Source organism: Stagnihabitans sp. (genome assembly GCF_964946895.1).
The window spans coordinates 1-22,083 of record NZ_CBBQHX010000041.1; the positions used below are offsets into that span (position 1 = coordinate 1).

16 protein-coding genes, 1 tRNA gene and 1 pseudogene are annotated in these 22,083 nt (G+C 62.5%); 7 read left to right on the top strand and 11 right to left on the bottom strand.

Annotated elements, in window-relative coordinates; translation table 11 throughout:
• Positions 1 to 1,032 (top strand): homoserine dehydrogenase (locus tag AC1Y2B_RS19560; RefSeq protein WP_482254803.1); only part of this gene is annotated, 1,032 nt, incomplete at its 5' end.
• A 77-nt stretch (positions 1,033 to 1,109) separates the two neighbouring features.
• The gene (glpX, locus tag AC1Y2B_RS19565) at positions 1,110 to 2,075 is read left to right on the top strand and encodes a class II fructose-bisphosphatase (protein ID WP_482254804.1); all 966 of its coding nucleotides are present in this window, start codon (positions 1,110 to 1,112) and stop codon (positions 2,073 to 2,075) included.
• Between the two features lie 3 nt (positions 2,076 to 2,078).
• On the opposite strand, the gene AC1Y2B_RS19570 is transcribed toward glpX, so the two are convergent.
• A complete protein-coding gene (locus AC1Y2B_RS19570) occupies positions 2,079 to 4,010 on the bottom strand; it encodes a calcium-binding protein (protein ID WP_482254805.1) in 1,932 nt (643 codons plus the stop codon).
• Positions 4,011 to 4,129: 119 nt separating this feature from the next.
• Here AC1Y2B_RS19570 and recJ point away from each other — a divergent pair, with 119 nt between their 5' ends.
• Entirely contained in the window at positions 4,130 to 5,872 is a 1,743-nt protein-coding gene (gene recJ, locus AC1Y2B_RS19575) for a single-stranded-DNA-specific exonuclease RecJ (RefSeq protein ID WP_482254806.1), read from the top strand.
• Between the two features lie 106 nt (positions 5,873 to 5,978).
• A tRNA-Glu gene (locus AC1Y2B_RS19580) sits at positions 5,979 to 6,053 on the top strand.
• Positions 6,054 to 6,156: 103 nt separating this feature from the next.
• Here the strand turns inward: AC1Y2B_RS19580 and AC1Y2B_RS19585 are convergent.
• The 5 genes from AC1Y2B_RS19585 to AC1Y2B_RS19605 form a co-directional block, all read right to left on the bottom strand.
• Positions 6,157 to 7,791 (bottom strand): NAD(P)-binding protein, encoded by a 1,635-nt coding sequence (locus tag AC1Y2B_RS19585; protein ID WP_482254807.1) that lies wholly within the window; start codon positions 7,789 to 7,791, stop codon positions 6,157 to 6,159.
• Positions 7,788 to 8,801 carry a thiamine pyrophosphate-dependent enzyme gene (locus tag AC1Y2B_RS19590; protein WP_482254808.1) on the bottom strand — a complete coding sequence of 338 codons (1,014 nt, stop codon included), beginning with the start codon at positions 8,799 to 8,801 and terminating at the stop codon, positions 7,788 to 7,790. The genes AC1Y2B_RS19585 and AC1Y2B_RS19590 overlap by 4 nt, the downstream gene beginning before the upstream one ends.
• Positions 8,798 to 10,054, bottom strand: coding sequence for a transketolase C-terminal domain-containing protein (locus AC1Y2B_RS19595; RefSeq protein ID WP_482254809.1), 1,257 nt, complete (start codon positions 10,052 to 10,054; stop codon positions 8,798 to 8,800). Before AC1Y2B_RS19595 ends, AC1Y2B_RS19590 begins: the two co-directional genes overlap by 4 nt.
• A complete protein-coding gene (locus tag AC1Y2B_RS19600; protein WP_482254810.1) occupies positions 10,051 to 10,620 on the bottom strand; it encodes a 2-oxoacid:acceptor oxidoreductase family protein in 570 nt (189 codons plus the stop codon). The genes AC1Y2B_RS19595 and AC1Y2B_RS19600 overlap by 4 nt, the downstream gene beginning before the upstream one ends.
• A 217-nt stretch (positions 10,621 to 10,837) precedes the next feature.
• On the bottom strand, positions 10,838 to 11,290 hold the full coding sequence (locus tag AC1Y2B_RS19605; RefSeq protein ID WP_482254811.1) for a hypothetical protein: 453 nt from the start codon (positions 11,288 to 11,290) through the stop codon (positions 10,838 to 10,840).
• Between the two features lie 177 nt (positions 11,291 to 11,467).
• Between AC1Y2B_RS19605 and AC1Y2B_RS19610 the strand changes: the two genes are divergently transcribed.
• Positions 11,468 to 17,152 carry a M10 family metallopeptidase C-terminal domain-containing protein gene (locus AC1Y2B_RS19610; RefSeq protein WP_482254812.1) on the top strand — a complete coding sequence of 1,895 codons (5,685 nt, stop codon included), beginning with the start codon at positions 11,468 to 11,470 and terminating at the stop codon, positions 17,150 to 17,152.
• 80 nt (positions 17,153 to 17,232) lie between these two features.
• Here the strand turns inward: AC1Y2B_RS19610 and AC1Y2B_RS19615 are convergent, their stop codons facing one another.
• The 4 genes and pseudogenes from AC1Y2B_RS19615 to AC1Y2B_RS19630 all read right to left on the bottom strand — a co-directional run bounded on the left by AC1Y2B_RS19615 (position 17,233) and on the right by AC1Y2B_RS19630 (position 19,278).
• A complete protein-coding gene (locus AC1Y2B_RS19615) occupies positions 17,233 to 17,505 on the bottom strand; it encodes a hypothetical protein (protein WP_482254813.1) in 273 nt (90 codons plus the stop codon).
• Between the two features lie 153 nt (positions 17,506 to 17,658).
• Complete coding sequence (locus AC1Y2B_RS19620; RefSeq protein ID WP_482254826.1) at positions 17,659 to 18,390, bottom strand: FAD-dependent monooxygenase; 732 nt, start codon at positions 18,388 to 18,390, stop codon at positions 17,659 to 17,661.
• A gap of 256 nt (positions 18,391 to 18,646) precedes the next feature.
• The gene (locus AC1Y2B_RS19625; protein ID WP_482254814.1) at positions 18,647 to 18,868 is read right to left on the bottom strand and encodes a hypothetical protein; all 222 of its coding nucleotides are present in this window, start codon (positions 18,866 to 18,868) and stop codon (positions 18,647 to 18,649) included.
• Between the two features lie 33 nt (positions 18,869 to 18,901).
• Positions 18,902 to 19,278, bottom strand: a pseudogene (locus tag AC1Y2B_RS19630) (hypothetical protein).
• Here AC1Y2B_RS19630 and AC1Y2B_RS19635 point away from each other — a divergent pair.
• Entirely contained in the window at positions 19,168 to 19,401 is a 234-nt protein-coding gene (locus tag AC1Y2B_RS19635) for a hypothetical protein (RefSeq protein ID WP_482254827.1), read from the top strand. The pseudogene AC1Y2B_RS19630 and the gene AC1Y2B_RS19635 overlap by 111 nt on opposite strands.
• Positions 19,402 to 19,422: 21 nt before the next feature.
• On the opposite strand, the gene AC1Y2B_RS19640 is transcribed toward AC1Y2B_RS19635, so the two are convergent.
• Positions 19,423 to 20,463, bottom strand: coding sequence for a heparin lyase I family protein (locus tag AC1Y2B_RS19640; RefSeq protein ID WP_482254815.1), 1,041 nt, complete (start codon positions 20,461 to 20,463; stop codon positions 19,423 to 19,425).
• 279 nt (positions 20,464 to 20,742) lie between these two features.
• On the opposite strand from AC1Y2B_RS19640, the gene AC1Y2B_RS19645 reads away from it, so the two are divergent.
• On the top strand, positions 20,743 to 22,062 hold the full coding sequence (locus tag AC1Y2B_RS19645; protein ID WP_482254816.1) for a nucleotide sugar dehydrogenase: 1,320 nt from the start codon (positions 20,743 to 20,745) through the stop codon (positions 22,060 to 22,062).
• Positions 22,063 to 22,083: the final 21 nt, after the last annotated feature.

The following is a 22,083-nucleotide window of genomic DNA, read 5'->3' on the forward strand; positions in this document are numbered from 1 at the left end:
GGCCCGGCCCGTCTGGCGACCGAAGCGGCGATTGCCGCAGGCAAGGATGTGGTGACGGCCAACAAGGCGCTTTTGGCGCATCATGGGCAGGCTCTGGCCATGGCGGCCGAATCTGCGGGCCGGGTGATCCGGTTTGAAGCCGCTGTCGCCGGCGGAATCCCGGTGATCAAGGCGCTGACCGAGGGGCTTGCGGCCAATCAGATACGCCGCGTCATGGGGGTGATGAACGGCACCTGCAATTACATCCTGACCCGGATGCAGAACGCGGGCCTGCCCTATGAGGCCGTCTTCGAAGAGGCGCGGCAACTGGGTTATCTGGAGGCGGACCCGAACCTTGACGTCGGAGGCATCGACGCCGGCCACAAATTGAGCCTGCTGTCGGCCATCGCCTTCGGCACCAAGGTCTCATTTGACGCGGTGGAGCTGGAGGGGATCGGGGCAATCTCGATCGACGACATCAATCTGGCCGCCGACATGGGCTATCGCATCAAGTTGCTGGGTGTGGCCCAAATGACCGGGCGCGGGTTGGAGCAACGCATGACGCCCTGTCTGGTGCCGGCCGACAGCCCCTTGGGCCAATTGCAGGGCGGCACCAACATGGTGGTGCTGGAGGGTGATGCCGTCGGCCAGATCGTGCTGCGCGGTCCCGGTGCGGGCGAAGGGCCCACGGCGAGCGCGGTGATGGCGGATGTGATGGACTTGGCGCGCGGCGCGCGGCTGGCGACCTTCGGGCAACCGGCGGCCAGTTTGGCCACGCCGATTGCTGCCAAGACCGCGACACCCGCGGCTTGGTATTTGCGGATGACCCTGTTGGACAAACCCGGTGCGCTGGCCAAGATCGCCACCTGTCTGGGCGAGGCGGGTGTGTCGATCGACCAGATGCGGCAGTACGGCCATCAGGGCGCCAATGCCCCGGTGCTGATCGTGACACACAAGGCGACGCGCGATGACATCGACCATGCGGTGGCGCGTTTTGCCGGAACCGGCGTGCTCGTGGGCGCTCCGGTCGCGCTGCGCATCGAAGAAGTCTGAGTTAGCGCAACCATCCTTGCCGGACCTGCAATCCCCGGCTAAGCGGGGCTAAAGTCCCCGCCCATAAGGATATTGCCATGGCTGACGTTACCGAATTTCAGGACCGCCTTCTGTCGCTGGGCCTTGCCCGGGTTTCCGAGGCGGCCGCACTCGCTTCGGCGCATCTGATCGGGCGCGGGGATGAAAAGGCGGCGGATCAGGCCGCCGTCAACGCCATGCGCGATCAGCTGAACCTGCTGGATATCGCCGGCGTCGTGGTGATCGGCGAAGGCGAACGGGACGAGGCGCCGATGCTGTTCATCGGTGAAGAGGTCGGCACCGGCAAGGGCCCGGCGGTGGATATTGCCCTTGACCCGCTGGAAGGCACCACGCTGACCGCCAAGGACATGCCCAACGCGCTGACCGTGATCGCCATGGCGCCGCGCGGCACGCTGCTGCATGCGCCCGATGTCTATATGGACAAGCTTGCCATCGGCCCCGGCTTCAAGCCCGGCACGGTGACCTTCAACATGTCGCCCTCGGAACGCGTCTCGGCCTTGGCGGCGGCCAAGGGGGTTTCGACCAATGACATCACGGTTTGCGTCCTTGAACGCCCTCGCCACGAGGCGCTGATCGAAGAGTTGCGCTCCACCGGCGCGTCGATCCGGCTGATCACCGACGGCGACGTGGCGGGTGTCATGCACTGTGCTGAGCCGGACGTGACGGGGATCGACATGTATATGGGGTCCGGCGGCGCACCCGAGGGCGTTCTGGCGGCAGCGGCGCTGAAATGCATGGGCGGGCAGTTTTACGGCAAGCTACTGTTCCGCAACGATGATGAACGGGGCCGGGCGCGCAAAGCGGGCATCACCAACTTTGACCGGGTCTATACCCGCGACGACCTGGTGCGCGCCGATGTGATCTTTGCGGCGACCGGGGTCACGCAAGGCTCCATCCTGCACGGCATCCAGCGCGAGCGCGGCTACATCACCACGGAAACCATCCTGATGCGGTCCAAGACCGGATCGGTGCGGCGGATGAGCTACCGCAGCCCGGTCAAGTAAGGCCTAAACCAGCAGAAAGTCGCTGAGGTGCAGGGCAATCAGCCCCTTCAGCGCGATCTGGAAATCGGCCGTGCCGTCGCCGTTGGTATCGCCCGTGATCAGCGTCACATCATGGGCGGTGCCCGCCAGATCGACCTTGTGGTAGCGCAACTCTCCGGCGACGTTGTGAAAGCCTGCCGCGCCGATGAAGGTGAACGGCGTCTTTCCGTTGGAGACATTGGCATCGGCGTCGCAACCAGACAGATCGATGCGGTCATGATCGGCTTGCGTGAAATCGGTGATCAGATCGCGGCTGGCCGGGCTGTTGCCGGATTGCGTGCCGAAGACGTAAAGGAAATGATCGGCCCCCAGCCCTCCGGTCATCACATCCTTGCCAAAGCCGCCAACCAGACTGTCATTGCCCGCCCCGCCGCGCAACACGTCATTGCCCAGATTGCCATTCAGATAATCCGCCGCGTCCGATCCCACCAGCAGATCATTGCCCACGCCGCCATCCAGACTGGCTCCGGCGGTGTTGGCATGCAGGGTGTCGTCGCCGCCGTTGCCCAACAGCCTGTTGGCCGTATATCCCGCCGCGTCGTTGGAGGCGGTAAGCTTGTCATTGCCCGACCCGGAAGAGAAGGTCACCGCCTCGACCGCGGTGATCCTTGTACCATCGACCAGCACCACCGTCGCCTTGGAGAAGTCGGCGGTGTAGGCCGCGGAATAGACGGAAAACTCCAGCGTCAACGCATCCCGACCGGCGCCTCCGGTGATCTGCGCCGGACCGGTGCCGGCGGTAGACGAGCTGGCGCTGAGGTAGAGGACATCGTTGCCCGCCCCGCCATCCAGATGAGATCGGCCGTTGTAGCTGGTCAGCGTGTCGCTGCCGGTGCCGCCATACAGGCTTTCCTGCCCGCTGCCGCTTTGGATCAGGTCATTGCCGCCGTCGCCGTTCAGCACCTGCGATGTGGCGTTGGTGAAATCGACAAAGATCTTGTCGTCGCCGAAACCTGCGTGGATTTCGGACTGGCCGCTGCGCAGGTTGATGACGTCATCCCCGCCGCCCGTCGAAATTGTGCTGGAGGTGGCGTAAAGGTCCAGCGTGTCGGCCCCGGCGCCGCCGGTATAGGTGATGACCCCGGTTGCGCCCTGATAGGTCTGGATCTTGTACGCCTCGAACCCGGTGAAATGGGCGAAGACCGTGCCGTCGGCCGTCATGGTGCCTGTCGCCAGATCAATCTCCAGCGTGCCGAAACTGGCCAGACCATTGGCCCAGACCAGCGTGTCGACGCCCTTGCCGCCGTTCAGTTGCATGGTGCCGCTGCCACTGGCAGGCAGGCCGTAAAAGCTGATCTCGTCCGTGCCGTCGCCACCGCTGAGCGATCCGCCCTGAAAGGTGGCAACGTTGTTGTACGAGTTCATGATCGTGTCGTCACCCGCACCGCCGATGATGTGGTTGGTGCCGGTGCCGCCGATCACATAGAGGTTTTCGAAATTGGTGTAGGTGGCCCCGGCAACCCCGCCCACCGTGGGCTGGAAGGTCGACCCCATCTGGATGAAGATCGGATCCGAAAAGACCGGCAACACCAGCAGCATCAGCGTATCGGTTCCGGCGCCGCCGTCGATCACCTGCCCGGTGCGCATGGCGGTGATCTGCACCTGATCATTGCCGTCGCCGCCGAAGACCTGATCCCCCATCGAGCCAGAGATGATCGTGTCATCTCCGCCAAATCCGTTCATGACATTGTGCTGCACGGCATCTGAATCACCGCCGCCGCTGAGCAGATCATTGCCAGAGGCCCCGTTCAGGACGTCATCGCCCGTGTCGCCGTAAAGCTGGTCACCCCCCGCGATGGCCGTCAAAGTGTCGTCGCCGCCGCCGCCGAACAGCTGGTCCCCCGCCGCAGAGGCCGTGACGTTGTCCGGGCCGGAGCCATAGGTATAGGTTGCCATGGGAAAACTCTCTGCTGGGAAAATGCAAGTCGAACGTAACCCCAACACTTTGCCACGCCGCCACCACCCTGACAAGCAGCAGGCTTGTGCTGAGGCGCAGCGCGGTGCATGTCCCGGACATGACCCGCCAAACATTTCTTCACGTCGAATCCTCGCTGACCGCGCGCCGCTGGTCCGGCCCCTCGGCCGAGGCGGTGCGTCTGGCCGAAGCCATGGCGCAACTGACCCGTCTGCCGCCCGCCCTCTGCCAGACCCTCGTGGCACGCGGGGTGACGCCTGAGGGGGCCGAGGCGTTCCTTGCCCCCGCCCTGCGCGATCTGCTGCCCGATCCCTTGTCGCTGCGCGATATGGCCAAGGCCGCCGACCGGCTGGTGCACGCGGTGGAAAGCCGCCAGCGCATCGCCGTATTTGCCGATTATGACGTGGACGGCGGATCCTCGGCCGCGTTGCTGATGGTCTGGCTGCGCCATTTCGGGCTGGCACCGACGCTCTATATCCCTGACCGGATTGATGAGGGCTATGGCCCCAACGTCCCCGCCATGGCGGGCCTTGGTGCTGCGCATGACCTGATCCTGTGCGTCGACTGCGGCACACTCTCGCATGAGCCGATTGCGGCGGCGGGCTGCGATGTGGTGGTGCTGGACCATCACCTTGGTGCCGAAACCCTGCCCCCTGCGCTGGCCGTGGTGAACCCGAACCGGCAGGACGAAACCGGAGATCTGGCGCATCTGTGTGCGGCCTCGGTCGTCTTCCTGCTGCTGGTCGAGGTGAACAGGCGGCTGCGCGCGAAGGGTGTGCAAGGGCCGGACCTGATGGCCATGCTGGACCTTGTGGCCTTGGCGACGGTGGCCGATGTGGCGCCCCTGATCGGCGTCAACCGGGCGTTTGTCCGGCAGGGACTGAAGGTGATGACCCGCCGCGACCGGGTAGGCCTGCGCGCCTTGGCCGACGTGGCGCGTCTGGATCAGGCGCCCTCGGCCTATGCGCTTGGCTTCGTCCTTGGGCCCCGCATCAATGCCGGGGGCCGGATCGGGCAGGCCGACCTGGGCGCCCGGCTTCTGGCAACGGACAACCTGACCGAGGCCATCGCACTGGCGGCCCGCCTTGACACCCTGAACACCGAACGGCGTGAGATCGAGGCACGCGTGCGCGAACTCGCCCTGGCGCAGGTTGATGCCCATGGCCCGGATGGTGCCTTGGCCTGGGCGGCGGAAGAAGGCTGGCATCCCGGCGTCGTTGGCATTGTCGCGGCACGGGTGAAAGAGGCCCTGCACCGACCCGCCGTGGTGATCGGGTTTGATGGCGACATCGGCAAGGGTTCGGGCCGATCCGTCAGCGGCGTCGATCTCGGTGCTGCGATCCAACGCCTTGCCGCCGAGGGCCTGATCGAGAAGGGTGGCGGCCACAAGATGGCGGCCGGCCTGACCCTGACCCGCGCCCAGCTTCTGCCCGCGATGGAACGGCTGGAGGCTTTGCTGGCCAAGCAAGGCGCAGGGGCCGGAGGAGCCGGCGATCTGGACATCTCCGCTTTGCTCATGCCGACCGCGGTCAATGCCGCCCTGATCGAACAGATCGAGCAGGCCGGCCCCTTCGGCGCCGCAGCCCCTGCCCCGCGTTTTGCCTTTGCAGATCAGATGATCTCTGCCCGCCGGATCGGCGAGAGCCACCTGCGGCTGTCCTTTGGCGACGCGCAGGGCGCGCGGGTCGAGGGTGTGGCCTTCAATGCCTTTGACACGCCTTTGGGGGCAGCCTTGGAAAACCCCGGCCACCGCCGCTTTCATCTGGCGGGCCGGCTGGAGTTGAACCACTGGAAGGGCAGCGCCAAGCCACAACTGCGGCTGGAGGATGCGGCGCTGGCCTGAACCGTCCCGGCCCGACCCGCGCCTTTGACGCTGGCAATTTCGGTTCTGCGCAAATTTCCTCTTGCACAGGGCTAACAGCTTGATTAGAGAGCCAAGCACCGACAGTGGCCCGTTCGTCTATCGGTTAGGACACCTGGTTTTCAACCAGGTAAGAGGGGTTCGACTCCCCTACGGGCTGCCACGGTCTTCTGAAAATTGAATGTGAAATCAAAACGCTGTCTGGCGTATTTCATGTTCTGCCTTAATGGCTGCCCTCCGCCTTTTGGGATCGGGGGCGCTGCTGGTCAGCTTTCTTCGGCCACCATCTCGATGGCGCCGCAGGGGCATTCGGCGGCGCAGATGCCGCAGCCCTTGCAGTAATCCAGGTTGATGGCGAAGCGGTTGCCGGGGCCGAGTTTGATCACCGCGTTGTCGGGGCAGACGCCGTAGCAGTTGTCACATTCAAAGCAGTTGCCGCAGGACAGGCAGCGGCGGGCTTCGAAGAGGGCGGTGGCCTCGGTCAGGCCGCCCTGCACCTCGTCGAACGAAGATGTGCGGCGAGCGAGGTCCAGTTGCGGGCGCATCGTCTTGGGCGCGTCGGTGTAGTACCAGGTGTTGAGGCGGTCAAAACTGGCCAGCTTGGGGTCCGGCTTGGCGTCGGGCTTGGTCTGGCGCAGCCATGCGTCGATGTTGCGGGCAGCTTTCTTGCCGTGACCAATGGCGACGGTGACGTTGCGTTCGCCGGGGGCCATGTCGCCGCCAGCGAACAGGCCGGGATGGCCGGTCATCATCGTGTCGGGGTCAACCTGCACCACGCCGTCTTGGGTCATCAGGCCGGGGATGGTCTGGAGGAGGGACATGTCGACGTCCTGACCCAAAGCCAGAACGAGGCTGTCGGTGGCGAGGGTTTCAAACTCGCCGGTCGGTTGCGGTTTGCCGTCGGCATCAAGCACCATCTTTTCGATGGTCAGCGTGCCACCCTCGGCATTGGTGATGGTCGACAGCCACTTGACCTTGACGCCCTCCTCCAAAGCTTCTTCCAGTTCGAAGTCGTGGGCGGGCATCTTTTCGCGGGTGCGGCGGTAGACGATGATGGCGTCGGTGGCACCCAGACGGCGGGCGGTGCGGGCGACGTCGATGGCGGTGTTGCCGCCGCCGTAGACGACGACGCGGCGGCCGAGCATCGGTTTGTCTTCGCCCTCCATGCTGCGCAGGACCGATACTGCATCGAGGATACGCGAGGTGTCCTTCGCCGGGATATAGGCGCGTTTGGCGATATGGGCACCGATGGCGAGGAAGGCGGCGTCGGCTTTGGTGTCCACCATGGTGGCGGCGATATCGGTGACCTTTTCGCTGTAGCGGAAGGTCACGCCCATTGCGGCGAGGCGGGCCACTTCGGCATCCAGCACATCACGCGGCAGGCGGTATTGCGGGATGCCCCAGCGCATCATCCCGCCGGGTTTGTCGCCAGCCTCTACGACCGTTACGGCATGGCCCAGACGGCGCAGGTGATAGGCGGCGGACAGGCCAGAGGGGCCGGAGCCGACCACGACGACGGTCTTTCCCGTGCTGCCTTCGGGCGGGATGAAGGCCCAGCCTTGCTTCAGCGCCTCATCGCCAAGGAAGCGTTCGACTGAGTTGATCCCAACCGCCGAGTCCAGTTTGGCGCGGTTACACGCACCTTCGCAGGTGTGATAGCAGACGCGGCCCATGATGGCGGGGAAAGGGTTATCACGGGTCAGGTGGCGCCAGGCGGCCTCGTAGTTGCCACCCTCGGCGTGGTAGAGCCAGCCTTGGATATCCTCACCTGCCGGGCATTCGTGGTTGCAGGGCGGCAGGCGGTCGACATAGACGGGCCGTTCGGTGCGCCAACTGCCGGTTTTGTTCGCGAGGGATGAGCCGGGGTCTAGGGTGATGGCAAAGGGCTTTTTCATGGTCATGCCCCTTCCTCCAACAGATTGAAACGCTTGATGTTCTTGTCGGCCATGGCTTGCAGCTTGGCGACAATGTCCGGGCGGGGATGGCTGCCGAACAGGTGGGCGTAGCGCTTTTGCAGGCGCAGGTATTCGTCAACCGGGGCGCGGCGGCGGATTTTGCGGACAGAAGTGATCTCGCCATGTTCGGCCTCAAACAGCGGGAAAATGCCGGTTTCATGGGCAAGGCGGGCGAGTTTGATCGTGTCGCAGCTTGCAGCACCCCAGCCGAGGGGACAGGGGACGAAGACCTGAAGGTAGCGCGCGCCGCGGAAGGTCATGGCCTTTTCGACCTTGGCTTCAAGGTCGCGCAAGTCGGCCACGGTGGCGGTGGCGACATAGGGGATTTCATGGGCGACAGCGATCAGGGGCACGTTCTTGCCCTTGCCGAACTCCTCTCCGGGGTTCGGGCCCACAGGCTGGGTTGTGGCAGTGCGGGCACCGGGCGGGGTGGCAGAGGAGCGTTGCACGCCGGTGTTCATGTAGCCTTCGTTGTCGTAGCAGATGTAAAGCACATCGTCGTTGCGCTCGAACATGCCCGACAGGCAGCCGAAGCCAATGTCGGTTGTACCGCCGTCGCCACCTTGGGCGATGACTCGGGTGGCCGAGTGTTCAAGGCCGGCCTTCCTTGCTTTCACCGCCAAGGCGGCGGCGATGCCGGAACCGACTGCGGCGGCGTTGCCGAACAGGCTGTGCAGCCACGGCAGCTTCCAGCTGGTTTCGGGATAGGGGGTCGAGAAGACCTCAAGGCAGCCGGTGGCGTTGGCGGCGATCAGCTGGCCGTTGGTGGCGCGCATGGCGGCGTCAACGGCATAGCGGGCGCCCAGCGCCTCACCGCAGCCTTGGCAGGCGCGGTGGCCTGAGGTCAAGGAATTGTCGCGGGCTATAGAGGATTGGACCGAGCGTTGGTCAGGGTCCAACAGGCGGTTGCCGACGGTGAAGGTGCCGGTCTGGTAGAACTTGATGTCTTGCGTCACGATGCACCTCCGGCTTTCTTCGACATGATGCGCAGCAGGCTTTCGGCGACCGGGCCGGTACGGCGCGTGGCGGCTTCGCGGGCGAGGTGACGGTTGACCACTTCTTCGTTGAGGTCGAGGAAGGTGAGCGGTTTCAGAGTGCCATCAACCGCCGCTGCAAGGGCGCGGGTCAGCGAAGTCTGGGTGATGGGACGGCCCCCAAGGCCCGCCACGATCGTATAGTTGCGCATGTGCAGACGGCCTGCGAGCGCCATGCGGACGTCGGCTGAAACAACCCCGCCGAGGCCGACGGAAAAGCTTTTCTCCAGCACCACCACCCGATGCGCACCTTTGAGGGCGTGACGCACGGCCTCCAGCGGGAAAGGACGGTAGGAACGGATCGAGAGGACGCCGATCTTGACGCCGGCCTCGCGCATGGCGTCGACGGTTTCCTCCAGCGTGCCCACAACAGAGCCGAGGGCCACGACGATGGTATCGGCATCCTCGCAGCGGTAGCTGCGCAGAAGGCCGCCGGATTCGCGGCCGAAGGTCTTGGCGAAGTCGGCGGCGATGCGGGGGATCAGGTCCAGCGCCATGGTCTGCTTGGCATGGGCGATGTAGCGCACTTCCATGAAGGCTTCCGGGCCAACCATCGCGCCGATGGAGACGGGCTCGGCAGGGTCCAGCACCTGGCGCGGTTCGTAGGGGGGAAGGAAGGCATCGACCTGGGCTTGGGTCGGGATGTCGATCTGTTCGTAAGCATGGGTCAGGATGAAGCCGTCCATGCAGACCATGACGGGCATCGACAGTTCCTCGGCCAGACGGAAGGCCTGAATGTGGAGATCGACCGCCTCCTGGTTGCTTTCGGCAAACAGTTGCAGCCAGCCGCAGTCGCGCTGGCTCATGCTGTCGGAGTGGTCGTTCCAGATGTTGATGGGGGCCCCGATGGCACGATTGGCGACGGTCATCACGATGGGCAGGCCAAGGCCGGAAGCGTTGTAGATCGCCTCAACCATGAACAAGAGGCCCTGACTGGCTGTGGCTGTGTAGGTGCGCGCGCCGGTGGCGGAGGCGCCGATCGCCACGCTCATCGCGGCAAATTCGCTTTCGACGTTGAGGAATTCGCAAGGCGTCAGGGTGCCGCCTTTGACCAAGGCGCCAAGGCCTTCCACGATGTGGGTTTGCGGCGAGATCGGGTAGGCGCAGATCACGTCGGGGCGACAAAGGGCGACCGAAAGGGCCACGGCCTGGGAGCCTTCCATTTGCGAAATCATAGCGTCTCCTGCACGGTCAAAAGGTCGTAGGCCTCGGTCGCGGCGGCCGCGTTGCGGTCGGCGACAACGCCTTTGAACTTGTCGTGGATGGCGTGGATCACGGCCTCTAGTGTGATGAAGCCGGTCTGCGCGGCAAAGGCCCCGAGCAGCACGGCATTGGGCAGCGGGCGGCCAAGGTGTTTCAATGCGATGTCGGTGGCGGGCACCGTGATGATGCGGCCGGGCGGCAGTTTGGCGGCGATCTCGTCGATCCCCAGTTCACTGACCGTGCGGTTAGAGTTGATCAGCACATGGCCGTCCGATTTCAGCCCCTGAAACACGTCAACCTGATGCAGCAAATGAGCGTCCTGAATGATCAGGGCATCGGGCGCACTGATCGGCTCGCGAGAGCGGATCGGCTTGTCATCCATCCGGCAGAACGCGACCACCGGTGCCCCGGTGCGTTCAGACCCGAAGCTGGGGAAGGCCTGCGCGTGCCGGCCCTGTTCGAAGGCGGCAATCGACAGCATCTCTGCGGCCGTCACGACGCCCTGCCCGCCCCGGCCGTGGATTCTGACTTGCAACATGGATCATCCCCTACTGCTGCGGTCCCGGGGCCTGAACAACCCGATGGCCTGAAGGCCGTCATGCCTTGCCCGAAACGCGAAGGCTGCGCGACATGCGGGCAACCTAGCACCACGGTCGGGCATCACCTTGATCAGGATCATGCCGCAGCGCTACCTCGCGGCTTTCCCAAGGCGGTGGCATAGGCTAAAAGCGGGCCAGATGCGGCAGGTGTGGCGGTCAGCGGAAGAACGCAACCTCGGCGGTCAGCGGCGTGTCGCCATAGCGGGTCAGGAATTCCGCCCAGGCGGCATCGGTCCCCGAGAGCCGCGCCGCATCAAAGGCCGCAACCAAAGGCGCATCCACCCCGGCAGCCTTTTGCAACTGCGCGGCGCTGTCGGGGATGGTTCGCCCTTTCAGGTTCTCGCGGGCCATTGCAGAGAAGGGATCACCGGGGTTCTTAAGAAGGAACATGATGATCGCCGCATTGCTGTTGGCGGTCAAAGCGCGGTCCAGAACCGCACTATGCGCCCGGGAAACCGGTGGTCCCAGCGGTTGATCGACAGGCACCAGAACCGGGCGTTTGACATCCCTGCCCTGCGGATCGCCCACGGCGCGCAGCATCGGATCAGGCATTGCTGCGATGCAAGAGGTCAATGAAATCAACACGGCCATCGCCGCCAAGTAGCCCATTGGCCCACCCCCGTTACCACCCGAAGAGGTATACAATACGCTCTTTAGGGCATTCGAATTAAATTTGTGTCAAAATTATGGTAGATAGTTGCCGGAATCACGCCCTTTGGATAGTTTTGGTCCACATCGGCTCGACGATTTTGGGTCAACAAATAATTATGCAGGGAATTGAATGCCATGGCACATGATGGTTCCGCAGGTCTCAACGGTTTTTCCTCTGTGACTGATGCGTCGAATGACGATCTTTCGGTCGGCGGAAAACTTTCACTTTCCACGCAAGACGAAAACAAGCCCCTGGCGGCGGGAGGGATCCTGTCAACGACAGATATCCTGGCACCTGCCAGTGACGCGCAGGATTTCAGTTTCACCGCACCACAAGCGAGCGGAGACCTCGGGGCGGCCGGGCATGTCGACGCTTTGACCATCGATCTGCATCTGGCAGGGGGGGTGGCCTCGCTGGGCGATGCCGCCGTCAGTTTTGCCGGTTCTGCGCCGGGGGGCGGTCTGGGGGCGCCCGGGGCCGCTGGCACGTTGCAAACCTTGGCCAACTATCTGGAAACCGGGTTCTGGAGCGACCGCGGGCAGTCGAGCCATTTCTTCAACATGACCAGCACGGGAAGCTGGGCCAACAGTGGCACGCTTTATTACAACGTGACGGGCTGGTCAGGCGCAAAGGCAACGGATTACGGCAATGAATTTGACAGCGACGGGATTTCCGCCGCCCGTCAGGTCATGGTGCGCGAGGCATTCAAGCTTTACGAGGCCGTGACCGGAATCCACTTTGTCGAGACGCAATCGGCAAGCGCGGACTTCTTCTTCGAGGACTCGGACACGGCGCACGCCTACGAAGGCGAGAAAACGGACTCCGGCTCAGGCGGTGCGGTCCAGTACGGCGTCATCAACGTCGCGCCCGGTTGGGAAAGCGGGACGTCGAATATTGGCGGCGCGGATGGGTACACCTTCCAGACCTTCCTGCATGAAATCGGCCACGCGCTGGGTCTGGGCCACCAAGGCCTGTACAACGCGGGTTCCGGCAGCCCGACTTATGCCAATTCGGCGATCTGGGCGAACGACAGCTGGCAGCAATCCATGATGTCGTATTGGAGCCAGGGCGAGAATACAGAATTCTCGAACGATTCCTACGCCATGCTGGTTACGCCCATGGCGGTGGACTGGATTGCGCTGAACGATCTTTACAGTTGGCAGGGTTACGGCACGTTCAATGCCTTCACCGGCAATACGATCTATGGTGTCGGCACCAACATCAGCGCCGCAACCAGCGCCTCGTTCAACGCGCTGGCAGCCAATGCCGCGACCAACGCCTTCACCATCGTGGATGGCGGCGGGATCGATACGGTCGACTTCTCTAACTACAACGTCAATCAGACGATCGACCTGACCGTCAACAGTGCAAGCCAGACCCATGCGGTGTTCTCCAGCGTGGGTGGGCTGGTCGACAACATGACAATCGCCGTCGGTGTCGTGATCGAGAACGCCACGACGGGGGGCGGCAATGACAACATTTTCGGCAACGAAGCCGCCAACGTCCTGACTGGGAACGCGGGCAACGACTATCTGTCCGGCTACGGTGGCGGCGACACGGAGTATGGCGGCACCGGGGCCGATACGCTGTACGCCGGCAACGGCGGCAACTCGATGTACGGCGGCGACCAGGCCGACTATCTGTCAAGCGGGTCGGGCGCGGACTTCATGTCTGGTGGCGCAGGGCAAGACACGCTTTATGGCGGCGGCGGTGCCGACTACATGTGGGCTTATGACAGCTTAACGGTCAACAACTCTGATCAGGTCTATGGCGCGGCAGGCAATGACACGATCTTTGTTGGCACCGGCGCCGAGACGGCGGACGGCGGGGCAGATACCAACACCCTGATCGTCATGGATACCCGCAGCTATGTGCTGGATCTGGGGACTGGCGCGACCAACCACGCCGGCGAGGTCTTCAGCAACTTCCAAGTGGTGTTCATGTCCTCCGGGGATGACTCCGTCACCGGTGTGTCCGGTACGGCCGAGACGATCTACGGCGGCAGTGGCAATGACACGATCAACCCCGGCAGCGTTACCGGTGCCGATCAGGTCTACGGCGGCGATGGCAACGACAGCATCCTGTCGGGCCTCGGCAACGAGACGATGGATGGCGGCAATGGCATCGACGTGATCGACCACCGCGTCTTCAACGGTGACTACCAGTTCAACATGGCGACCGGCGCCACCCAGTTCCTTGGCGAAAGCTACGTGAACTTTGAAATCGCCTATATGGGCAACGGCAATGACTCGGTCACGGGCAATGCATCGGACAATGTCATCTATGGCGGTGGTGGCAACGACACGATCGACGGTGGCGCAGGTGCCGATCAACTTTATGGCGATGGCGGCGACGACACCTTCCAAATTCACAATGGCTGGACCGGCGGCGTGGGCGAAGTGTTCAACGGCGGAGCGGGCAGTGACACTTTCGACGCGTCAGCGACAGTCGGGGTCACGACGAGCGTGATCGACCTTGTGGCAGGGAGCTTCAACTACACCCCCGGCGGCGCGGCCGTTATCTCATTTGTCTCGATCGAAAATGTTGTCGGCACCAGCGGCAACGACAGCATCATCGGGAACTTTGTCAACAACGCCCTCTATGGTGGTGCGGGTGACGACACGATCATCGGCGGCGCGGGGGTCGACCAGTCCTACGGTGGGGCAGGCAACGATTTGTTCACCATTGCCAACGGCTGGACCGGTGGCCCAGGCGAGGTGATTGATGGCGGGGCGGACAGCGACACTTTCGACATTTCAGCGACGTTCGGGGTTTCGGCCACCATTGACCTTGTGGCGGGCACATTCAACTATCAGGGGGGCGATGGCCAGATCGCCCTCGTCTCGATCGAGAATGTTGTCGGCGGCGACGGCAACGACAGCATTCTTGGCAATAACGCGAGCAACCAGCTTTATGGTGGCGCTGGCGACGACACGATCAACGACGGCGCGGGCATCGACTCGGTCTATGGTGGCGATGGCAACGACCTGATCCTTGCCGGTGATACGTCCTTCTCCGGCGACAGCTGGTTTGGCGGCAACGACATCGACACGCTCAGCTTTGTCGGGACGACGAACTGGACCACAGCAGGCGTCTCTTTCAACTTCGTGACCGGTATCGCCCAATACAGCAGCTTTACAGAACACTTCTCTGGCTTCGAGATTTTCCAAGACAACAATGGCTCGGACCTGATCATCTCGGACGGCCTTGGCCACTCGTTCTATGGCAACGACGGCGATGACACGATGGTGGGCGCGGCGGGGCTGCAGAACTTCTTCGGCGGCAACGGGACGGATACCGTGGATCTGACCGCGCGGAGTGCATCGACCAACCTCAACATCGCGACGGGCCTGACGAATTTCGGGGGCGAGCAGTATTCCGGCTTTGAAGTGATCAAGATGGGCGCGGGCGACGACACCGTGTCCGGTGCGCCGGGCAACTCCACGGTCTATGGCGGCGATGGCAACGATCTGCTGACGGGTGGCGCAAGCACTGACAACCTTTATGGTGACGGCGGCAATGACACGCTCGACGGCAGCTTCAATGTGGACAACCTTTATGGCGGCGCGGGCAATGACCTGTTCACCATCGCTGGCACCGGGATGTTCGACAACGTCTATGGCGGCGCCGATACTGACACGCTTGACCTGACCAGCAACGCCTCGGGCCAGGGCTTCACGGTCGATCTGCTGGCCGGAACCTACGATGGCATCAGCCTCGGCTTCGGACCCTTCGTCATTCAAGGCGTTGAGAATGTTGTTGGATCCACCCTCAACGACAATATCCACGGCGACAACAGCAACAACACTCTCAGCGGCGGCAACGGCGATGACACGCTGAACGGTGGCGGCGGCGTAGACGACATTTATGGCGGGGATGGCAACGATCTGCTGATCTACACATCCGGTGAAGCCTACGACAACTTCTACGGCGGCAATGGGGTTGATACGGTCACGGTCGACTGGGATATCGCGACGAAGTTCGACCTTAGCTTGGGGGCCTATACCTATACCTCGCTGTTCGGCACCGCCAACCTGTCTCTGGTCGGTATCGAAAACGTGACCAAGACCGGCCTGTCCGATGACATTCTGATCGGCAACGGCGTGGCCAACATCCTGGACGCCGGGGACGGCAACGACTCGATCTACGGGAACGGTGGGGCGGATACGCTGATCGGCGGGGCCGGAGATGATACGCTCAATGGCGGATCGGGTATCGACTCGCTCGATGGCGGGGCGGGCAACGACTGGTATTATGTGGACAGCAATTCCGACGTGGTCGTCGAAACAGCGGGCAATGGCACAGCGGACCGGGTTTTGGCCACGGTCAACTACGCCCTGAGCGCCACAGCCGATATCGAGCAATTGAGCACAACACAGGCATCCGGCGTCGCCGCGATCAATCTGACCGGAAACAATCTGGCTCAGACGATCACTGGCAACGAGGGCGTCAACGTGCTTTCCGGCCTTGGCGGTAACGACACACTGATCGGCGGTGGGGGTAACGACTCGCTGAACGGTGGAACAGGCGATGACAAGATGTATGGCGGCGCGGGTGACGATTGGTACTACGTCGACAGCGCGTCCGACGGCGTCTTCGAGACGGCAGGCAACGGCACGGTGGACCGGGTTCTGAGCACGGTCACCTACATTCTGGCGGCTGCAGCGGATATCGAGATCTTGTCCACTATGCAGCAATCCGGGACGACGTCCATCAACCTTACGGGCAACGCGTTGTCGCAAACCATATCGGGCAACAACGGCGTCAACATGCTCTATGGCGGAGATGGTGCTGATACCATCAACGGCTGGGATGGAAATGACACTCTGAACGGCGGCACCGGGGATGACTCGATGATTGGTGGGGCGGGGGACGACTGGTACTACGTCGATAGCGCCCTAGACAAGGTTATCGAAACGGCAGGAAATGGCACAGCCGACCGGGTTCTGAGCACAGTTGACTACACGCTGAGCGCCACCGCCGATATTGAAACGCTGAGTACGACACTGGCATCGGGCGTCACCGCCATTAATCTGACAGGCAACAATCTGGCGCAAACGATCGCCGGCAACGAGGGGGTCAACGTGCTGTCGGGCCTTGGCGGGAACGACACGCTGAATGGCGGTGGCGGAAATGACACGCTGAATGGCGGCACGGGCGATGACAGGCTTTACGGTGGCACAGGCGACGACTGGTATTATGTCGACAGCGCCTCGGATGTGGTCATAGAGACTGCAGGCAACGGTACGGCGGACCGGGTTCTGAGCACTGTGAACTACGTTCTGGCGGCTGCGGCCGACATCGAGATCTTGTCCACCACCTTGGCATCTGGCGTGACTGCGATCAACCTGACCGGCAACAATCTCGCCCAGACCATCACCGGCAACAATGGCACGAACATCCTGTCTGGCCTTGGCGGGAATGACACGCTGAACGGGCTGGACGGGACCGATACGTTGAATGGCGGGACCGGAAATGACCTTCTGATCGGGGGGACGGGCGCGGATACTTTCGTCTTTGACACCGCATTGGGTGCGACAAACGTCGATGCGATCAGCGGTTACTCGGTGGTCGATGACGTCATCCAGTTGAGCAGCGCAATCTTCACCGGCCTTGGTGTCGGTGCGCTGGCCGCCGGCGCCTATGCCGCCAACACGACAGGTCTGGCGGCTTTGGCGACCGATCACATCATCTACAACACCGCCACTGGCGCGCTTTACTTCGATGCCGATGGTGTTGGCGGCGCGGCGGGCATCAAGTTTGCCACTATAGCCCCCAACCTTGCAGGCTTCGGCGCGGGTGAGTTCTTTGTGATCTGATCGGAAGAGACCAATCTGAAAAGACGGCAGAAGCCGGGCACGCGCGGCCCGGCTTCAGTCTTTCGGTGGCAGGATCATCATCACGGCGTTGGAAGAAAGCTGTGCCCCCCCCCTGCCCGGCGCCGGGATACCGCAGCCAGTGTGATGGCGGGGCGCAGAACGCCGTCGTGGCCGGCAAGGTTCTGGGTAAGTCGGGCGTTCAACTGGTTCGCCTCGGCCTCGGTCATGTCGCACTGGCTTTCCGCGCGAAATTCGAAGAAGCCGTCGGAGTGACCCTCATATCCGGCGGCGACCTTGCCATGTTGGCTTCGAATTCGCGTCTGATGAGGGCCATGGCGGTGATGCCGTACCATTTGACATCCCTAGCAGGGCCGAAAGACAGAAGGATGAAGCCCGCGCCCAACGGGTGCAGCAGCCAATCGGGTTAAGCGCCCACCATGATGGCGGCAGCCACGCAGCAGGTGCAAGGGTGTTAGTGCCTGCAAAATGGGCAGCTTTGGGGGAGTTCAGACCGCTGTCTTGGCAAGGCCGTGCGCCGACAGGCGGGCTAGGTGGACGAGGGGCTTGGCGAGGTCCACCACCTCGGCCAGTTCCAGAACCGCAGCGCGGAAGCGGTGCTTGGCGGGGATTTTCAGTGTTATGAAATCGGTTGAGCGGGTGGACCACTTCTGGGTGTGATCGGCGGCGCAGGCAGTTTCCCCGTGCGAGGTGTCGATCAGCGTCACAGGTGCCTTGCCGTCCCGCATCAGTTTCAGCCTCCACGGCAGGTTGTCGATATCCTGAACCGCGGCGCTGGCATCACATGCGCCGAAGGGGCTGACCTGATGCGCGGTGTCACCGGCAATGCTTTCGTTCCGGTGGCGGAGCTTTCCAAGGCGACGGCAAACGAATTGGGAGACCGTGGCCCCTTCGTGTTCGAATTCCACATCGTCGCGCAGCAGGCTTTTCACGCGAGGGATGACGTTTTCCGGCTTATTCTCCTCCTCCGGGTTTGTGTCCCGGCCGAGTTGGATATCCTGCCGCCAGACGTCATCGGCCTGTTTGGGCCGTAGGGCAGATTTGTTGCGGGGAAAGCGTGGGTCGCACCAGAACCAGCGCCCGGTCGAGAGGTTGGCCGTCATCACGATGTCGGCGAACAGGACGCGGTCTTGGAGGGAATGCCCGGTGAAGTCAGCGCGGACGATCTTGCGGGTGTCGGAATTGACACCCTCGCACGCCACCACCCAGTCGGCCTCGATCGGGAAGACGCCGTCGGGGGGCCGGCCTCAGGATCGCTTGGTCGATGGCTTGGCGCAGACTGCGCAGCTTGTGCTTCAAGCGCAGGTCAAGCAGGGGGGGCCGTGCAGACCTGAACCTTCCATTTTTCAAGGTTGTATTTCTGCAGGTTGATGAGGGTCGGCCATGCGTGGCCGCCTTCCGGAAGCAGGTCGAACTGATAGGCCAGCCGGTCGCCAAGGGGGTCCCTGCCCGGCTTCCAGCCGATGCCCTTTTCGATCAGGCTGGCGGCAACACCCAGACGGTCCCCCCCTCCAGCCGGCGCTTCGCGAAGCAGACCGCACGGCTGCCGATCGAGACGGTGTCAGTGATGTCCAAGACCCGAACCGGGAAGCCCCGGGCGGCGAAATCCGGGGCTGCGGTCAGGTCAACGAGACCTGCGCCGATCCCCAGAACTGGACAGCGGATCTTGGTGCCGTGTTCTTGGGCGAGGAGCGACAAGGGAAGACGGGCTAGCTTTAGGTCTTGCGCCTCTTAGGCCTCGACGCAAGTCTTGCGCCATTGCTTGGCGTCCGGCCAGCAGGCGTGCTGGGGGGCCTTTTTGGTGCGGCTCCACTCGTCCCGCATGTGCCATTTCACGGCATCCAGGCGTTTGAGGGAAACTTCTTCCGCCGGATCCGGGCAAGCACGGCTCATGCGGTGGTCGTTAGGGTGGACAGTTCGAAGAAGGCCAGTGCGTTGCCGTTTCCCGCATTTTGGAACTGATGCATGGAAGGGTCGGGTTCGTGGGTGGAGGGCACATGATCGCCGGCAACCGCCCGAACAAGATCCATGGGGAGCATGTGGGAGTTGATCTTCACCGTCCCTTTGGCGTCCTTGCAGTGATCGGCGACGCGGTGAATCTGGTCGATCGTCGAGGGCCGCCCGTCAATATCGGTTGCCTATGCAACTTTCAAAAAGCAGCGACACAAGGTCGCTTTACTTCAGATCAAAGGCGCAAAATGCAAAAGGCGCCCAACTGGGGCGCCATTTAGGGGCAAATCGAGGCTTGAACCTCAGTCCTTGGGCCGCAGGCCCGCCGTCTCGCGTGCCAGAGTGTCGACGTCGGTTCGCAAGTGGCCCGACATGAACTCGTCATAATAGGCCACCATCGTCGGGATCGCCGCCCCGCCCTGCTTGGTGCGCCAGGGTTTGGTGTAGCTGGCGAACAAACCGCGACGATGGATCAGCGGAGCGCCATCCATCACCATCGAGGAGCCCCAGACCATCCGCCCCGAGTAGTTGCATTTCAGCGCACCGTTGATCCAGATCCGCAGATAGCCGTCGGTATTGGCCGAGAAATTCGTGTTGACCACGATATCAACCCACTTTCCCTTCATGTCAGCCATGCTGAACAGGCTGCAGACATCGCCGTAATTCTGCGCCGGTCCCCAGTTGCTGGCGACCTTCATATTCTCCAGTTCGGCGACCACGTCTTCCTTGTCGGAACTGTCTCGATTGCAGACGGTCGGATCGCACTTGGACCAGTTCAGATCGCCCTTTGCTGTCTGCACGATGCGAAAGGCAGGCGGCTGGTCGCCCGCCAGCTTCCACTGCCCCATGACAAGGCCAACCGACTGGTCATGGGTCACAGCCCCCATTGTGTCGTTGTAAAAACTCCAGCCATACCAGATGTCCTGGCCGACGTGGCCGGTCACGGCCATGTTCGCCTCGCCCACTTCGGCGCGCAGCCTGCCGTTCTTGCAATCGGGATCGACGCAATCGCCGTCGCGCAGTTCAAAGCGTTCGCTGACATCGCCGCGCCGCACCGGTTCGCCGGGCCAAGAGTAGCGGAAGTTGTAGGTGGCCGGGCTGAGGAAGCGTTCATAAAAGCGCGGCAGCGCGCCATCCCTGCGCAGCGCGGCAGCGGTAGGCGCACCACCCGGCAAAGAGATCGTGATGACCTGGCCGCAACCGAACAATATACCCAGCGCCAATGTGCACAAAATCAGAAACCGCAACTTGATCACTCCCAGAGACGGGCATCCGGCATAGGCCATCTGCCGCACGGCCTGCCGCGCGCCCAGTTCATTAGCGCTGTTCTTGACGGATGGCATCGAAACGGTCAAGGGCGCGCCGTTGCGCGACAAGCACTTCCGATCTCTGGCGGGCGAAAAAGAACGATTCGGGCTTTTTTGTGGCGAGACCCTGAAACATTCGCGTCACTTTGCTGTGCAAGCATTTGCAGCAGTTTAGGAACATGAAAAGCGCAGTGTAGCACTTTTGGCACTCTCATCTCGAAAGCATTGAATCGTGGAGTAAATTTCCTTCTAAAGAACAATCTGTGCGCGTAAGTTCAAAAGAAAAAACAAACGATCGAGCAAAAGAGGCAGAAAATGGCAAGAATAAGTGTGTTCGGCATTGGTTATGTCGGCGTGGTGTCGGCTGCGTGTTTGGCAAAGGACGGGCATCAGGTCATCGCCGTGGATGTGGACCCCGGCAAGATCAAGGCCATCAATGACGGGCTTTCCCCAATTGTCGAGAACGGTCTTGACGCGTTGATTGCCGAAGTTGTGAAGGCGGGTCGGCTGACGGCCACCAATGATGTGCAATATGCCATCGACAACACCGACGCGTCCTTCATCGCGGTGGGCACCCCCTCTGCCGAGGATGGTTCGGTCGGTCTGAAGTACGTCCGCGGCGTGTGCGAGAACATTGGTACAGCGCTGGCCAACAAGCCCGCATACCACTCGGTCGTGATCCGCTCGACCATCGTTCCCGGCTCCTGCGAGGGCACCTGCATTCCGGCACTGGAAGGCAAATCGGGCAAGGTGGCGGGCAAGGACTTCGGTGTCGGCTATTACCCGGAATTCCTGCGCGAAAGCACCGCGATCGAAGATTACTACGATCCGGGCCTGATCGTGTTCGGCGCGATGGACAAGCCGACGGCAGATTTCTTGACCGCGCTGAATGACATGCTGAACTGCAAGATCCACGTGGTGGACCTGCGCACGGCCGAGATGGTGAAGTACACCTCCAACACCTGGCGCGCGGTCAAGGTGACCTTCGCCAACGAGATTGGCAACATCGCAAAGTCGGCTGGCCTTGACGGGCAGACGGTGATGGAAATCCTGTGCTCGGACGAAAAGGTGGCCATGTCCAAGTACTTCATGCGCCCGGGCTTCGCCTTCGGCGGGTCGTGCCTGCCCAAGGACGTTCGCGCCCTGCGCCACCTGGCGGCCACCAACAACACCCCGGCCCACTTGCTGAACGCCGTGATCGAAGCCAACGAGGCGCAGATCCAGCGTGCTGAAAGCATGATCGAAGCGTCTGGCGCCAAGAAGGTTGGCTTTGTCGGCATCTCGTTCAAGCCCGGCACCGATGACCTGCGCGAAAGCCCGCTGGCGGAACTGGCCGCACGTCTGATCAAGAACGGCGTGGGGGTGGAAATCTACGACCCCTATGTGTTCGAGGCCTATGCCAACAACAACTCGACTGCCGGCCGCGGCAATGATGTGATCCCGGACCTGAAAGACCGCATGGTCGAAAGCCTGGACCAGATGATCAACGACAACGGCGCGATCCTTGTGGGCAACTACTACAAGGGCTCCATTGCGACGCTGGAAGCCGCCGCCAAGACACGACCGGTGCTGGACCTGACGCGGATGAAGCGCGACATGGTGTCGGATGGCAACTATCAGGGCATCTGCTGGTAAGGGCACATGGTCAGATTGCTC